The 14578-nt window shown below is 68.4% G+C and carries 14 protein-coding genes; 9 read left to right on the top strand and 5 right to left on the bottom strand.

The window, feature by feature from the left end; all coding sequences use genetic code 11:
* Positions 1–5 precede the first annotated feature (5 nt).
* The 3 genes from ACZ7KI_RS36890 to pdxH form a co-directional block, all read right to left on the bottom strand.
* The gene (locus ACZ7KI_RS36890) at positions 6–596 is read right to left on the bottom strand and encodes a DUF3558 domain-containing protein (RefSeq protein ID WP_470277641.1); all 591 of its coding nucleotides are present in this window, start codon (positions 594–596) and stop codon (positions 6–8) included.
* Positions 597–620: 24 nt separating this feature from the next.
* Positions 621–1904, bottom strand: a complete 1284-nt coding sequence (locus ACZ7KI_RS36885; protein ID WP_470277640.1) for an MFS transporter — start codon at positions 1902–1904, stop codon at positions 621–623.
* 348 nt (positions 1905–2252) lie between these two features.
* Entirely contained in the window at positions 2253–2933 is a 681-nt protein-coding gene (gene pdxH, locus ACZ7KI_RS36880; RefSeq protein WP_470277639.1) for a pyridoxamine 5'-phosphate oxidase, read from the bottom strand.
* 240 nt (positions 2934–3173) lie between these two features.
* Between pdxH and ACZ7KI_RS36875 the strand changes: the two genes are divergently transcribed.
* Complete coding sequence (locus ACZ7KI_RS36875) at positions 3174–4862, top strand: purine-cytosine permease family protein (RefSeq protein WP_470277638.1); 1689 nt, start codon at positions 3174–3176, stop codon at positions 4860–4862.
* A gap of 62 nt (positions 4863–4924) precedes the next feature.
* Here the strand turns inward: ACZ7KI_RS36875 and ACZ7KI_RS36870 are convergent, their stop codons facing one another.
* The gene (locus tag ACZ7KI_RS36870; protein ID WP_470277637.1) at positions 4925–5296 is read right to left on the bottom strand and encodes a hypothetical protein; all 372 of its coding nucleotides are present in this window, start codon (positions 5294–5296) and stop codon (positions 4925–4927) included.
* 394 nt (positions 5297–5690) lie between these two features.
* Between ACZ7KI_RS36870 and ACZ7KI_RS36865 the strand changes: the two genes are divergently transcribed.
* Genes ACZ7KI_RS36865 through ACZ7KI_RS36835 form a run of 7 tightly spaced genes read left to right on the top strand, consistent with a single transcriptional unit; the run spans position 5691 to position 12517 of the window.
* Positions 5691–6698: an ABC transporter substrate-binding protein gene (locus ACZ7KI_RS36865; RefSeq protein WP_470277636.1), complete on the top strand. Its 1008-nt coding sequence runs from the start codon at positions 5691–5693 to the stop codon at positions 6696–6698.
* Positions 6695–7654: an ABC transporter permease gene (locus ACZ7KI_RS36860; protein WP_470277635.1), complete on the top strand. Its 960-nt coding sequence runs from the start codon at positions 6695–6697 to the stop codon at positions 7652–7654. Before ACZ7KI_RS36865 ends, ACZ7KI_RS36860 begins: the two co-directional genes overlap by 4 nt.
* Positions 7651–8427 carry an ABC transporter ATP-binding protein gene (locus ACZ7KI_RS36855; protein WP_470277634.1) on the top strand — a complete coding sequence of 259 codons (777 nt, stop codon included), beginning with the start codon at positions 7651–7653 and terminating at the stop codon, positions 8425–8427. Before ACZ7KI_RS36860 ends, ACZ7KI_RS36855 begins: the two co-directional genes overlap by 4 nt.
* Before the next feature lie 14 nt (positions 8428–8441).
* A complete protein-coding gene (locus ACZ7KI_RS36850) occupies positions 8442–11123 on the top strand; it encodes a sensor histidine kinase (protein WP_470277633.1) in 2682 nt (893 codons plus the stop codon).
* A complete protein-coding gene (locus ACZ7KI_RS36845; protein ID WP_005156032.1) occupies positions 11120–11545 on the top strand; it encodes a roadblock/LC7 domain-containing protein in 426 nt (141 codons plus the stop codon). The genes ACZ7KI_RS36850 and ACZ7KI_RS36845 overlap by 4 nt, the downstream gene beginning before the upstream one ends.
* 20 nt (positions 11546–11565) lie before the next feature.
* The gene (locus tag ACZ7KI_RS36840) at positions 11566–11946 is read left to right on the top strand and encodes a DUF742 domain-containing protein (RefSeq protein WP_465502446.1); all 381 of its coding nucleotides are present in this window, start codon (positions 11566–11568) and stop codon (positions 11944–11946) included.
* Positions 11924–12517, top strand: coding sequence for a GTP-binding protein (locus ACZ7KI_RS36835; protein WP_470277632.1), 594 nt, complete (start codon positions 11924–11926; stop codon positions 12515–12517). The genes ACZ7KI_RS36840 and ACZ7KI_RS36835 overlap by 23 nt, the downstream gene beginning before the upstream one ends.
* A gap of 50 nt (positions 12518–12567) precedes the next feature.
* On the opposite strand, the gene ACZ7KI_RS36830 is transcribed toward ACZ7KI_RS36835, so the two are convergent.
* Entirely contained in the window at positions 12568–13188 is a 621-nt protein-coding gene (locus tag ACZ7KI_RS36830) for a TetR/AcrR family transcriptional regulator (protein ID WP_470277631.1), read from the bottom strand.
* Positions 13189–13279: 91 nt separating this feature from the next.
* On the opposite strand from ACZ7KI_RS36830, the gene ACZ7KI_RS36825 reads away from it, so the two are divergent.
* Positions 13280–14371, top strand: a complete 1092-nt coding sequence (locus ACZ7KI_RS36825; RefSeq protein WP_470277630.1) for a lipase family protein — start codon at positions 13280–13282, stop codon at positions 14369–14371.
* The last annotated feature ends 207 nt before the right edge of the window (positions 14372–14578 follow it).

Genomic DNA, 14578 nt, shown 5'->3' with positions numbered 1-14578 from the left:
TCCGCTCAGTTGGCGTCGACCGCGGTCTTCACCAGCGGCACCATCATCTCCTGCGTCATCTTCGTCGGCCCGGTGTAGTTGATCAGCACCGGAACCTCGTTCACGAGTTCGGCGGCCGCCAGCGTCGCGGTCTTGTTCTCGTCGGTGTAGTAGACGGCGCCCTCGCCGACACCGGCGACGTCCTTCGCGCCCGGCTTCGCCTTCTTCAGCGCGGCGACCATCTCGGCGGGCTTGATCTTGTTGCCCTCGAACCGGGTCACCGCGAGCGCGCCGATCTGCTTGCCCGCGGCCGAATAGACGCAACTCTTGGCCTTGCCACCGTTGGCGGCGTTGTCCTGCACCGGTCCCGGCGCCGAAGTGACACCTTCGAGAGAGACGGCCTTCCCGACGGCCTCGGCGGGCAGCAGCGCGCACGGCTCCTTCGAACCGGCGCCACCGGTGGGCGCGGCCGAGGAACTCGGCGCGGCGGACTGCGACGGAGCGGGGGCCTGGCTCGACGGCTTGGCCGCGTTGTCCGACTTCTGGTCCCCGGACGAACAGGCGGTGACGGTCGCGATGACAGCGGCGAACAGGACGATCGCCCGTGAAATACGCATGGGCCCGACGATAGCCCGAACGGCTCAGTCCACCGGGGCCCGGTACCGCCAGAACGACGGGATCAGCAGCGCCGCCCCGATGACCAGCACGATGACCAGCACGCCGCCGCCGGAAGCCGCGGCGGCCGTGCCGACACCGGCGGCCGCCCAGCCGTGGGTGAGGTCGGCGATCCTCGGGCCGCCCGCGACGACGACGGTGAACACGCCCTGCAGCCGTCCGCGCATCTCGTCGGTGGTGGCGATCTGGAGGATCGACATGCGGTAGATCGCACTGACCATGTCGGCCGCGCCGGCGAGCGCCATGAAGAAGACGGCCAGCCACAGCGACTGCGCGAGGCCGAACCCGATGACGGCGGCGCCCCAGACACAGACGGCGATGATGACGCCGAGACCCTGCTTGCGGATCCTGGTCAGCCAGCCGGAGAAGAGACCGATCAGCATCGCGCCCGCCGGCATCGCGGCGTACAGCCAGCCCAGTGCCGGGCCGCCGCCGGGCGGATCACCGAAGGTGCGCTCGGCCATCTCCGGGATCAGCGCGCGCGGCATCCCGGCCACCATCGCGATGATGTCGAGGAGGAACGAGGCCAGCAGGATCTTCTGCGTCGCCAGGTAGCGGAAGCCGTCGATGATGTCGCGGAGCCCGGCGCGGCGCGCGATCTCGCCGAGCGGCGGGATCGGGGGCAGCTTCCAGACCGCGACGAGGGTGGCGGTCAACGCGATGACGTCGATCAGGTAGAGCGTCGAGAGGCCGAGGACCGGGATCAGCGAACCGGCGAGCAGCGGGCCGAAGACCGCGCCGAAGGTGGCCATCGTGCTGCTCAGCGCGGTCGCGGACGCGATCAGGTTGTCCGGCACCAGCCGGGCTACCACGGCACTGCGGGTCGGCATGTTGATCGCGAAGAAGGCCTGGTTGACCGCCAGCAGGACGAGCACGAGCCAGACCGAGCCGACGTTCAGGAACGCCTGGAGCCACAGGACGGCCGAGGTGACGGTGACCCCGACGTTGGTGACGATGAGGAGCTTGCGCCGGTCGACGGCGTCCGCGATCGCGCCACCCCACAGGCCGAACACGAGCAGCGGGACCAGGGCGACGAGGCCGGTCAGGCCGACATACGCCGACGAACCGGTGAGATCGAAGACCTGTTTGGGCACCGCGACGGCGGTGAGCTGGGAGCCGATGGCGGTGACCGCGGTGGACAGCCAGAGGCGGCGGAACGCGGGGATCTTGAGCGGCCGGGTGTCGACGACGATCGAACCGAACAACTTGCGGACGCCCTTGCGCTGGTCAACCCCCACGTCGTCACTCACAACCCGACAGCTTAGCCGCGCTAACTAACCAACCGCGCGCGATTTAAGTCACCCAGGCACAGGGCCGAGGCGAGTGACGGCGATGACTTCGCATTTAGTCCTCTAGATGCGTTCCCCAAGTACTCCCCAAGGGTCGTCAGGGCCACACCCCGGCGACCACGCCGGTCTCCCGGGAGCGCGCCAGCGCGACGGGGAGACTTCACCGTCGAGCGCCCTCTTTTGGGCCGAAGGCCCACGAAAACGCGATGAAGGGGCGCCCTCCGCACTCAACGCGAGTTGAATACGGCCCGGCGCCCCTTCGGCGCGCTTTTCGTCAGCGCTCGACAGAAAACTCAGCGCTGACAAAAATTACGGCGCTACGCGCTCGATCTGCCAGCCGTCGTCGGTCCGGACGTAGCGGAGCCTGTCGTGCATGCGGTCCTCGCGGCCCTGCCAGAACTCGACGACATCGGGCCGGATGCGCCACCCGCCCCAGTGCGGCGGGACCGGGATGCTCTCGACCTCGGCGAAGCGGCGCTCGATGCCGTGGAGTGCGGTGTCGAGGGGACGGCGGCCGTCGACGACGCGGGACTGCGGCGAGGCCCAGGCCCCGAGCTGCGAACCCCGCGGCCGCGACGCCCAGTACGCGGCGGTCTCGGCGACGTTGACCTTCTCCACCTCGCCGCGCACGTGGACCTGACGCTGCAGGGGGTACCACGGGAAGGTGACCGACGCGTAGCGCGTCGCGGTCAGGTCGTGGCTCTTCGTCGACGTGTAGTTCGTGTAGAACACGACGCCGCGTTCGTCGAGGCCCTTGCACAGGACGGTCCGGGAGGACGGCCTGCCCTCCGGGTCGGCTGTGGCGAGCACCATCGCGTTCGGTTCGGCGACTCCCGCGGCGACGGCCTGGTTCAGCCAGTCCTGCAGCTGCGCGAACCACGTCTCCGCCAGCGCGGACTCGTCGAAGGCGCCTCCTTCGTAGGCCACTCGCATTCCGGGCAGGCGCACGACGGCGTCGTCGTCCACGCCATCCTTGATCTCCGGCATCATCCGCCAAACCTCCGTACCCGGTCGGGGCATCTGTGACTTCGGCTTTGCCGCCGACGGTATTGCCTCGGACGCGGCGGCGAAACCCACTGAACGGTGACTCCCGCCACCCGGGCGCGGTCATCAGTGTGTAACCGCTGGACCGCAAGCCGTAACCCGGTGGTTACCTGCCGGACCCTGATCGATAAAGGCCGGACCTACTTTCGGCGTGCTCTCCTTCCCCACGACCACGGAGGCAGGTTCATGACCGGCACGCTGCCCACCACCGGATCTCCGGAGACCGCTCCGCCGAAGCGCACCTACACCCCGCTCGCCGCCAACGAGAACCGCGAGGACTACTCACTCCGCTTCGCCCCGCACTCGTTCCGCCGCTGGTCGCCGTTCGTCGTCGCGACGACTGCGCTGGGCGGGATCGCCTACCTCGCCGACTTCGCGATCGGCGCCAGCATCGTCCTCTCTTATGGGTTCACCTCCGGCGTGCTCGCGATCCTCGCGGCGGCCTTGGTCATCTTCGTGACCGGTGTCCCCATCGCGCACGCGTGCGCGAAGTACGGCGTCGACATGGACCTGCTGACGCGCGGAGCGGGCTTCGGCTACTTCGGCTCCACGCTGACGTCGCTCGTGTACGCGAGCTTCACCGTCATCTTCTTCTCGCTCGAAGGCTCGATCATGGCGCAGGCCTTCCAGCTGGCCTTGAGCATCCCGCTGCCGATCGGCTACCTGCTCTCGACGCTGATCGTCCTGCCGTTCGCGCTGTACGGGATGGGCGCGGTCGCGAAGATGCAGGCCTGGACGCAGCCGCTGTGGATCGCCGGACTCGTCCTCCCGTTCGTGGTGGTCGCGATCCGGGAGCCGGGCAAGTTCGCGGAGTTCGCCTCGTTCGGCGGGACCGAGGGCGCGGGCTCCGGCTTCTCTGCGATCGGGTTCGGCTTCGGCATGGGGGTCGCGCTGTCGCTGATCGGGCAGATCGGCGAGCAGGCCGACTACCTCCGGTTCATGCCGGAGAAGACGGACTCGAACAAACGGGCCTGGTGGGGAGCCGTTCTCGCGGCGGGCCCCGGCTGGGTGGTGCTCGGCGCCGCCAAGCAGATCGGCGGCGCGCTGCTGGCCTTCCTCGCCCTCGGCGTGGTCGGGAAGGCACACGCGCTGGAGCCGATCGCCCCCTACCTGGAGGCGGTCAAGCCGGCGCTCGGCCCGGCGGCGCTGACCTTCGCCGCCCTGTTCGTCGTGGTCAGCCAGATCAAGATCAACACGACGAACGCCTATTCCGGGTCGCTGTCGTTCGCCAACTTCTTTTCCCGGGTATTGCACCGTCACCCGGGCCGGGTCTGGTACGTACTGGTGAACTGCGGGATCGCGCTCGCCTTGATGGAATTCGGCGCGTTCGCCTTCCTGAACAAGATCCTCGGCTTCTACTCCAACGTGGCAATCGCCTGGATAGGCGCGGTCTGCGCGGATCTCGTCATCGCGAAACCGCTCGGTCTATCGCCGAGGTACATCGAATTCAAACGGGCTTATCTTCCGAAGATCAATCCGGTCGGATTCGGTTCGATGATCGTCGCTTCCACCCTTTCGATCGCCGCCTATTTCGGCGCGTTCGGACAATTCCTTTCCGCATTCAGCCCCTTGCTCGCGTTGGTCGTCGCGATGGTGCTCGTCCCAGCCATCGCCATCGCCACGAAGGGCAGGACCTATCTGGCCCGTCCTAATTCTGTCATTCGACAGAAATTATCTCCGGCGGAACTCCGCGCGACACATGTCTGCACGGTGTGCCAGGACGAGTTCGAACTGCCCGACATCGCCGACTGCGCGAAGCAGTCGGGAGCCATCTGCTCGCTGTGCTGCACCCTCGACGCGACCTGCCACGACATGTGCCAGACAGCGGGACCGGTCGACCTGCCGATGCCCACGATGCCGACGGTCCGCCCGTGACGCGCGGCGAAAGCCGCCGCCGGAACCCGGGCGGCGGCCTTCGCTTCTCCAAGGTCGCGTTGTCAGTTCGTGACAGTGAACTCCGCGCGAACAATCCAGCCCCAGCAGTCGTAGGACGCCGTGTACCGGCCCGGCACAGTCCCCACGGGACCGTCGCCGCGCAACGCGACACCGATCCCGCCGGTGCCACCGTCTCCCACTACCCGCAAGGGAATCGGCGCCGCGAGCCCGTCCGCGACGAGGGTCGTCGCGAGCTCTCCGGCACCCGACGGGCGCAGGCAGTAGATATCCGCGGTCACCGTCCCACCTGCGACGACACTGCTCGGACCGAGGACGAGACTGGACGGTCTCGTCGCGTTCGCCGGTCCCGCTCCGGCCATGGTGGACACGAGCGCCGCACCCGCGACGCACAACGCGGCCGAACGAATTTTCATCTTCCGCTCCCTCCCGATCGGCCGGCTGGGATTCACCGGCCACCTGATGGACGCGCGCCGCCGTACCCCGGGTTGCCCACCGGTCCAGACCTCGCCCCTTGGGGCGAACCTGGCCGGATTTAGCGGAATGTGACAGCAAATCGAGCAAGGAGCCGATCATCACACTAGGTAGACCTTGCGCCGCTCGATAGGATCGCCGCCGAGGGCAACGGGGTGATCACCTCTATACAGAGTGTTTAGAGGTTCAGGGTGGGACGGCCGGGTGTGCGGCTGCTCCGTCCGCTAATTGCCGGCCGTACTTCCGCCAGGGAGTTCGACGCCGGTCGATCACTCCTGCGCTCGAGCCACCGGAACTTTCCAGGCCCGTGTTACTCCCCTTCCCCAGGAGTGCGTTGTGATTTCCCGTTCCCGCCGTCTCATGACGGCGTTGCTGTGCGCCATTTCGTTGGCCGGTGTGACAGCCCTTTCGGCTTGTTCGGACACCAGCACAGCCGCTTCCGGCACCAAGGTCACCATCGGTTACAGCGCTTGGCCGGGCTGGTTCCCGTGGGCGGTGGCCCAGGAAAAAGGCCTTTTCGAGAAGAACGGCGTGAACGTCGACCTGAAGTGGTTCGACAGTTACACCGAAAGCATCAACGCACTTTCCTCCGGCGCGATCGACGCCAACAGCCAGACCCTCAACGACACGCTCGCCTCGGTCAGCGGTGGCGCGAAGCTGTCCGTCGTCCTGGTCAACGACAACTCCACGGGCAACGACAAGATCATCGCCCGTGAGGGGATCACCGGCGTCGCCGACCTCAAGGGCAAGAAGGTCGCCGTCGAGCAGGGCACCGTCGACCACTACCTCCTGCTGCTCGCCCTGCAGGAGGCGAAGCTGACCGAGAAGGACGTCGAGCTGGTCCCGCTGCTGACCGACGCCGCCGCGGCCGCGTTCGTCGGCGGGCAGGTCGACGCCGTCGCCGCGTTCGCCCCGTTCACCTCGAAGGCGCTCGAACGCCCCGGCAGCCGCGCGATCGCGACGTCCGCCGAGTTCCCCGGCGCCATCCCGGACCACCTTGTCGTCTCCGAGAACATGTCGAAGGAGCGCAAGAAGGAGGTCCAGGCACTGGTGACCACCTGGTTCCAGACGATCGACTGGATCAAGCAGAACAAGGACGAAGCCGTCCAGATCATGGCGAAGCGCGGGGCCGTGTCGACGGACGAGTACAAGACCTACGACGCGGGCACCACGATCTTCACCAAACAGCAGAACCTCGACGCGTTCACCCCGGGCGTCACCCCCGCGCATCTGAACTTCCAGGCGGGCAAGATCGCCGACTTCATGGTCTCCACCGGGCTGGCCCCGGCCCGGCCCAACATCGACGGGCTGTTCGACGACCAGTACGTCAAGTCGGTGCCGTGAGCACCACGGACTCGGCGCGTTCGTCCGTTCAGCGGACGGACACCGCCGAAGAGGCCGAAGCGCGTCGCCTCGACGACGAGCAGCGGCTCGCCGAAGCGCAGGAGGATCGCCGACGAGGCGGCGCGCGGCCGGACTGGTCGCCGCTGCCCCGCCGGGCAGGCCTCAAACCGAACGCCTCCCCGCTGTTCTCGCTCCGGACGCCGATCCCCTCGCGGTGGAAGTGGACGCTGGCGGTCCTGTCGTTCGCGATCCCGCTGCTGATCTGGGTGACGCTGAACGCGTTGCAGGTCGTCAAGCCCCTGTTCCTGCCGACACCGGTCGCGGTGTTCGACGCGCTGGTGAAGATGATCGAGTCGGGCGAACTGTTCAGCGATCTCTGGGCGACCACCCAGCGGGTGCTGCTCGGCTTCGGGCTCGCGGTGCTCGTCTCGGTGCCGCTCGGCATCGTGATGGGGACCTTCAACGCCGGGCTGGCGCTGTTCGAGCCGGTCATCGCGATGCTGCGCTATCTGCCGGCGAGCGCGTTCATCCCGCTGTTGATGATCTGGCTCGGCCTCGGTGAGCCGTCGAAGGTCGCCGTCCTGTTCCTCGGCACGGTCTTCTTCAACACGCTGATGACGGCCGACGCGGTCCGCGGGGTGCCGCGTTCGCTGATCGACGTGTCCTACACGCTCGGGGCGCGGCGCGGTGAGGTGCTGCGCAAGGTGATCGTCCCGCACGCGCTGCCCGGCATGATCGACGCGACCCGCGTCAACGCCGCGGCCGCGTGGAACTTCGTGGTGGTCGCCGAGCTGATCAACGCCACCGCCGGGCTGGGCCTGCGGATCATGCGGGCGCAACGGTTCACCCAGACCGACCGGATCTTCGCGTTGCTGATCGTGATCGGCCTGCTCGGCCTGATCATCGACGTCGCGCTCCGGCAACTGCGGACGCGGGTCGGGAAGTGGGCGGCGTGACGCTGGAACTCAAGGGCATCGCCAAGGACTACACCGCCGGAGGCAAGACCACCCGCGCACTCGACGGGATCGACCTAGACATCGCGCGCGGCGACTTCGTCTGCGTCGTCGGCGCGAGCGGATCCGGCAAGTCGACCCTGCTTTCGCTGATCGCCGGGCTGACCGAACCGTCCGAGGGGCTGATCACCCTCGACGGTGACGCGGTGACCGGGCCGGGCCCGGATCGCGGACTGGTGTTCCAGCACGGGGCGCTGTACCCGTGGCGCACGGTGGAGAGCAATGTCGCGTTCGGACTCGAACTGCTGAGCCTCGACACGGCCGAACGCGCTCGCCGGGTGGACTGGTATCTCGAGGAGACGGGGCTCGCCGGGCTGCGGAAGTCGTTGCCCAAGCAGCTTTCCGGCGGGCAGAAGCAGCGGGTCGCGATCGCGCGGGCACTGGCGTGCGAACCCGAGGTGCTGCTGCTCGACGAACCTTTCGGCGCGCTGGACGTCCAGACCAAAGAGGACATGCAGGTCCTGATCCGCCGGATCTGGACCGACACCGGAACGACGGTGCTGATGGTGACCCACGACGTCGAGGAGGCCGTGTTCCTCGGGCGGCGGGTCGTGGTGCTGGCGTCGGATCCGGGCCGGGTCGCCGCCGATATCGTGGTCGATCTACCCGGTGAGCGCGACCTCGCGGTCAAACGCGCGCCGGAGTTCCTCGCGCTGCGCGCGTCCATCGAAGACCTCGTCCGGGAGCAGCACCGCGGACATCTCGGGCGGAGTTGAGGAGAAAGGTGACCATGAGGCACGGGAAAACGCGGCCGGAGCGTAAGTCGCGCTCCGGGTTTCTCGGCAGACTCGGCATCCGGGGCAAGCTCAACCTGCTCCTGATGTTGCCGCTGACCGCGGTGGTCCTGGTGTCGGTGCCTTACGTCGCCGGGGAAGTCGACGACGCGCGGTCCGCCCGCACCACGGCCGACGTCGCGTCGCAGGCTCGCGCGCTGGGCGCGCTGGCGTGGGAACTGCAGCGGGAACGGTTGCTGACGGCGCACTACATCGCGTCGACGTCGGCGGGCAGTTCGGCGATGGTGCGACAGCAGGGTGTCGTAGCCGACACGGTGAACCAGGTCCGGGCACAGCTGAGTGCCGACGCGCCGGAAGAGCTCGCCGCCGCGCTGGTCCGGATCGGTTCGCTGGACGAGATCCGCGCGAACGCGCTCCGGCGCGGTGCCTCACTGGACAGCGTGGCGCGGACGTACCACGCGGTGATCGACGCGGTCATCAACGCGCTTCGCCTGGTGCCACAGCAGACCAGTGACGCGGAGGGCACCCGTCAGCTGACGGCGCTCGACGCGCTGCTGCGCGCGAACGAGGAGTACTCGTTGCGCGGTATGGCGTTGATCATCGTGCTGGTCACCCCCGAATCCGGGGCGCCGGTGCTGGACGACGCGAAACAGCAGGCGTCGCTGTTCCTCGAACGGTTCGTGCAGCAGGCCGATGTCACGCAGTCCACCGACGTCGTCTCGGTCGACCAGGGCGAGACCGGCCGCCGGGTCGACGCGCTGGAAGCCAAGCTCCCGCAGGCCAGGACACCGCAGGCGGTACAGGCGATGCTGCCGGACATCCTCGGTGCCGTCGAAGCCCAGTCGAACCAGCGACGACTCGTCCAGGACGAGGTCACCGCCGGTATCGCCGACGCCGCGACCGCGCGAGCCGACGCCGCGCAGAACCTGGCGTGGACGATCGGTATCGGCGCCGGTGTGCTGTTCCTGCTGGTCGGTGGGCTCGCGATCGCGGTCAGCCGGTCGATCGCGGATCCGCTGCGGAAGCTGACCACGGCGGCGACTTCGGTCGCCGACCTCGCGAGTACCGAACTGGTCCGCGTCTCCGACACCGAACAGGCCGAAGAACTCGCGCCCCGGCTCGCCACCATCGACGTGTCCTCCCAGGACGAACTCGGGAAACTCGCCGAGGCGTTCAACCGGGTCCAGGCCACCGCAGCCGAACTGGTGGAACGGCAGACCGTCACGCGGCGCAACGTCGGCCTCATGTTCGCGAACGTCGCGAAACGGACGCAGAACCTGGTCGGCAGGCAGCTGGCGCTCGTCGACGAACTGGAACGCAACGAGCAGGACGTCGCGCTGCTGGCGAGCCTTTACCGGCTCGACCACCTCTCGACCCGCCTGCGCCGCAACGCGGACAACCTCCTCGTCGTTTCGGGAAACCGCGACGAAGCGAGGATCTCCGGGCCGATCGAGCTGTCGACGGCGCTGCGTTCGGCGCTCGCGGAGATCGAGGACTACCAGCGGGTCCGGCTCGGCTCGATGGGCGACGTCCTGCTGTCGTCGCCGTTCGGTTCGGACCTGGTGCTGATCTTCGCCGAACTGCTGGAGAACGCGACGTCGTTCTCCCCGCCGGAGTCCTTTGTGGATGTCGGGACGAAGGTGCTGCCCGACGGCTCCTGCCTGATCGTGATCGTGGACCAGGGCATCGGCATGACCGAAGAACGGCTCGCCGAGGAGAACCGGCGGCTGGTCGAACGCGAGCGGCTCGAACTGGCGCCGACCAGTGTGCTCGGCCTGTTCGTGGTCGGCCGCCTCGCGCGGCGGCACGGGCTCAAGGTCGAGCTGACCGAGACCGAGGCGGGCGGGGGCATCACGGCCCGGATCACCGTCCCGCCGAACCTGCTGACCTACCGGGAACCCGTGCGGAAGAGCGTCCCGCCGCCCGCTTGGCCGACGGCGGAACCGGTCGACGAGCCCACTCCTCAGCAGCCTCAGTACCAGCCGCGGGAGAAGACGTCCGAGCGGGAGCTGCCGACGTTGGCGATCGCCGGGATGATCCCGCGCGACGGCCAGCGGCCCAAGGACTTCCGGTGGTTCCGCAAAACCGACGGGGAGATCGCGGAGCCGATGCCGATACCGGAACCCACGCCGCTTCCCGCCCCCATCCCCGAGCCCGTGTACCAGGCTCCCGCGCCGACGCTCACCGCCGATTCCGGGGAAACCCGCGGCGGACTGCGGCGGCGGGTCAAGGGCGCACAGCTCCCCGGTGCCCCCGAAGCACCGGCGCGGCCGAAGTCCAGGCATGATCCAGAGGCGGCCAAAGCGGCCTTCGACGGCTTCGAGGCAGGACTCGCGAAGGCCACTGGGACTTCTTCTGCCAACACCGTGCCGCCCCAGGCTTCGCCGCCACCGGCGAGTCCACCGGCGGGCAACCCGATGCCGATGCCGACCCCGACACCGGTGCCCGCCGCTTCGCGCGGCGGTCTCACCCGCCGGGTCCCCGGTGCCCAGCTGGCGCCGGGCCTGGCGAAGGGACCGGCCGCGCGGCACCAGACCGCGCGGGCGGCACTGAACACCACCAAGCCCAAGGGCATGCGTGACCCCGAGGCCGAGCGTGCCGCGTTCGACGCCTTCAGTGACGGGTTGGAGAAAGCCGTCAACCCGGCGATGGAACAGAGAGAGAAGAGCAAGAAATGACGACCGGAGTCAGCGTCGAAGCCCGGAACTTCAACTGGTTGGTGACGCGCTTCGCGCAGAACACGGCGAGCGCGATGGGCGCGATCGCCGTCTCGGCCGACGGCCTGCTGATCGCGATGTCGTCCGAGCTGGAGCGCGCCAACGCCGACCGGCTGGCCGCGATCTGCTCGGCGATGCTCGGCCTGGCGCACGGTGTCTCCGAGAGCCACCCGCTCGGTTCGCCCGACAAGATCATCATCGAGCTGGAACAGGGCTATCTGCTGGTCTGCACGATCAGCATCGGCTGCTCGCTCGGCGTGCTCGCCACGAAGCAGGCCAGCCTCGGCACGATCGCCTACGAGATGGCGATGTTCGCCAACCGCGCCACCGAGGTGCTCACCCCCGCGCTGATCGAGGAACTCAAGAAGAGCGTCGGCAGCTGAAAGGACGAGGGGACAAGGGAATGAGCGACGATCAGGTACCTCGCCCCCGGGGTGGCGAGCAGGACATTTCGCTGCTGCGCCCGTATCTGCTCACCGCCGGCCGCGCACAGCCGGTGGACGGCACGCTCGAAATCGAGGCGCAGGTGCTCACGAGCAGACTCGGGGCGGCTTCGCAGTCGAGGCTGACCTTCGAACGACGGGAGATCGTTTCCCTTTGCCGGGAAACGAAATCCGTCGCCGAAGTGGCGGCGATGCTCGGCCTGCACATCGGCGTGGCCAGGGTGCTCGTGGCGGATCTCGCCGCGCTCGGCTACGTCGTACTCCGACGGCCGACCGGAACCCTCACCCAGGACCTCGGCATGATCGAAAGGGTCATTCGTGGACTCGAAGCAATTCGCTGAACCGGCGTCGGCCAAGCCGCCGACACCGGTCAAGATCGTCATCGCCGGCGGGTTCGGCGTCGGCAAGACGACCACCGTCGGGGCGATCTCGGAGATCAAACCGCTGACCACCGAGGCCGCGATGACCTCGACCGGGGCGGCCGTCGACGACGCGGGCGGAGACGTGCCGTCGAAGACCACCACGACGGTGGCGCTGGACTTCGGCTGCATCACCATCGACGAAGAGGTGAAGCTGTACCTCTTCGGCACCCCGGGCCAGGACCGGTTCGGGTTCATGTGGCACGACCTCGTGCTCGGCGCGCTGGGCGCGCTGGTCATCGTCGACACCCGGCGGCTCGACGACTGCTACCCGGCCGTCGACTACTTCGAGAAGGCCGGATTGCCGTTCGTGGTCGGGGTGAACGTGTTCGACGGTTCCCTCAAGCACGACCTCGAAGACGTGCGGTGGGCGCTCGCGGTGGGCGACGACGTCCCGTTGATCACCTTCGACGCGCGGCAGCGGCTCTCGGTCCGCGACGCGCTGCTGGCCGTCCTGCACAACACCTTCCGCCGGGCTTCCGCCGTCTCCTGAAACGCGTTTCGTCCTCTGAATGCGGTCCTTGCGGGTGCAAGGACCGCGTTTTAGGCCGGCCGGGTGATGGCGGCGAGCATCAAGGCCCGGAGTTCGGCGGCGACGTCGGCGACGGGCAGCGGCGGCGTGTGCGCCTGCCACTCACGCAGGAGCCCGGTCGCCGCGCCGACGAGCGCGACGGCCGTCAGGTGGTAGTCGCGGTCCGGCGCGACGCCGTGCAGGGCGGCGTGCCGGGCCTCGGCTTCGATGAACGCGGCCCACCGGTCGACCCATTCCTGGTGCTGCGCCTCCAAAGCGGCGCTGACACCGACAGCCTCGACGTAGTTCAGCCGCGGCATGCGCGGATCCGAGGTCACCGTGGCGACGAAGACGTCGAGCAGCGTCCCGATCCGGGTGACCGCGTCGGCGTCCTCAAGCCGGTCCAGGATGCCGGTGACGTGCTCCAGCGCGAGGGCGTTGATGCGCTCGTGCAGGGTCAGCAGTACCTGCTCCTTGCTCTCGAACTCCTCGTAGAAGTTCCGCGTCGAGACGCCGGCGCGCGTGCACAGCTCGGTGATCTTCGCCTGCTGGTAGCCCGTCGAAGTAAACAGGTCCAGGGCCGCGGAAAGCAGGCGTTCACGCCGTTCGGCGCGCCGCTGCTCGGGTGCGACCCCGCCGTACGTGCGGGCCACTCGACCTCCCCCGATTCGGTAATAGGGATTGCCAGATGCTACCAACACCGCCTACATTGCGAAAATCTTAATTACCAAACTGGAGGCAACGGTGCTTCGGACAGTTCTGGTCGCAGCTCTCACCGCCGCCCTCGTCGGCGCCCCGGCCGCGCAAGCCGCGCCGAGCGCGCCGGGGGACCTGGTCGAATACAAGTCGGTCATCGCCACCGCCCCGGCGAAGGCCTGGAAACTCCTCTACCGCTCCACCTCGGCGACAGGGCAGCCGAACACGGTGTCGGGCATCCTGCTGGTCCCGCACACTCCCTGGACGAACGGGCCGCGTCCGCTGGTCACCTACGCCGTCGGCACCCACGGTCTCGGCGACCGCTGCGCGCCGTCGACGCGGCTGACGAACGGGTCCGAGAACGAAGTCCTCCTGATGAGCCAAGCACTTTCGCGCGGCTGGGCGGTCGTCGTGACCGACTACGAAGGCCTCGGCACACCGGGTACGCACACCTACGCCGTCGGCCAGTCCGAAGGCCGGGCCGTCCTCGACGCCGCCCGCGCCGCCGCCAGGGTCCCCGACGCGGGATTGTCGAAGACCGGCCCGGTCGGCGTTTTCGGCTACTCGCAAGGTGGTCAGGCCGCGGCGTTCGCGGGTGAACTGCAGCCGTCCTACGCACCTGAGGTCAACCTGGTCGGGGTCGCGGAAGGCGGGGTTCCGGCGGATCTGAACGCGGTACTGAAGTTCAACGACGGCGGTCCGGCGTTCGGTCTGGTGCTCGGCGCCGCTGTCGGCTACGCGACCGCGTACCCGGAACTGCCGTTCAACGACGTGCTCAACGCGAAGGGCGAGAAGGCCGTCGCGACGGTCAAGGAAGCGTGCACCGTCGAACTCGGCGCGGCGGCGCCTTTCGCGCGGCTCAACGACTTCACGACCGTGCCGAACGTTTCGTTCGACCCGCGCTGGCAGACCCGGCTCGGGGAGAACCTGGCGGGCAAGACCAAGCCCGGCGCGCCGGTCTACCTGTACCACGCGTCGCTGGACGAGCTGATCCCGCTGTCGGTCGGCAAGGGGCTGCGCGACCGTTACCGCGCACTCGGCGCCGACGTCACCTGGCAGGAATTCCCGCTGCTGGAACACATCGGCGGCGTCTCGGCGGGCGGTCCGGTCGCGATGGCCTGGCTGGGCACCAAGTTCTGACGGGGAGTCGGCCCGTGAAGGCCCTCTTCACGGACCTTTCGAGTCAGGGTCCCCGGCAAAGTCACATGAGTTGCTGGTCGGCACTGTTCTTGGTGCTCCGGATGTGGCATCGCTGATGCCTGCGGGGTCCGAGTGTGGAGGGGTTTGGGGGTTTCCCCTCCCCAACCCCCCCCACCCCAGATGGCCCGGCTTTCGGGGGACGCCCCC

It is taken from the genome of Amycolatopsis sp. NPDC039088 (assembly GCF_055598845.1).
This window is presented reverse-complemented; position numbering and strand designations above follow the sequence as displayed.

What these genes read in the sequence shown, in the direction of transcription:
- ACZ7KI_RS36890 (WP_470277641.1), bottom strand. Translation starts at nt 596, where the DNA reads ATGCGTATTTCACGGGCGATCGTCCTGTTCGCCGCTGTCATCGCGACC.
- pdxH (WP_470277639.1), bottom strand. Translation starts at nt 2,933, where the DNA reads ATGATGCCGGAGATCAAGGATGGCGTGGACGACGACGCCGTCGTGCGC.
- ACZ7KI_RS36875 (WP_470277638.1), top strand. Translation starts at nt 3,174, where the DNA reads ATGACCGGCACGCTGCCCACCACCGGATCTCCGGAGACCGCTCCGCCG.
- ACZ7KI_RS36870 (WP_470277637.1), bottom strand. Translation starts at nt 5,296, where the DNA reads ATGAAAATTCGTTCGGCCGCGTTGTGCGTCGCGGGTGCGGCGCTCGTG.
- ACZ7KI_RS36850 (WP_470277633.1), top strand. Translation starts at nt 8,442, where the DNA reads ATGAGGCACGGGAAAACGCGGCCGGAGCGTAAGTCGCGCTCCGGGTTT.
- ACZ7KI_RS36845 (WP_005156032.1), top strand. Translation starts at nt 11,120, where the DNA reads ATGACGACCGGAGTCAGCGTCGAAGCCCGGAACTTCAACTGGTTGGTG.
- ACZ7KI_RS36840 (WP_465502446.1), top strand. Translation starts at nt 11,566, where the DNA reads ATGAGCGACGATCAGGTACCTCGCCCCCGGGGTGGCGAGCAGGACATT.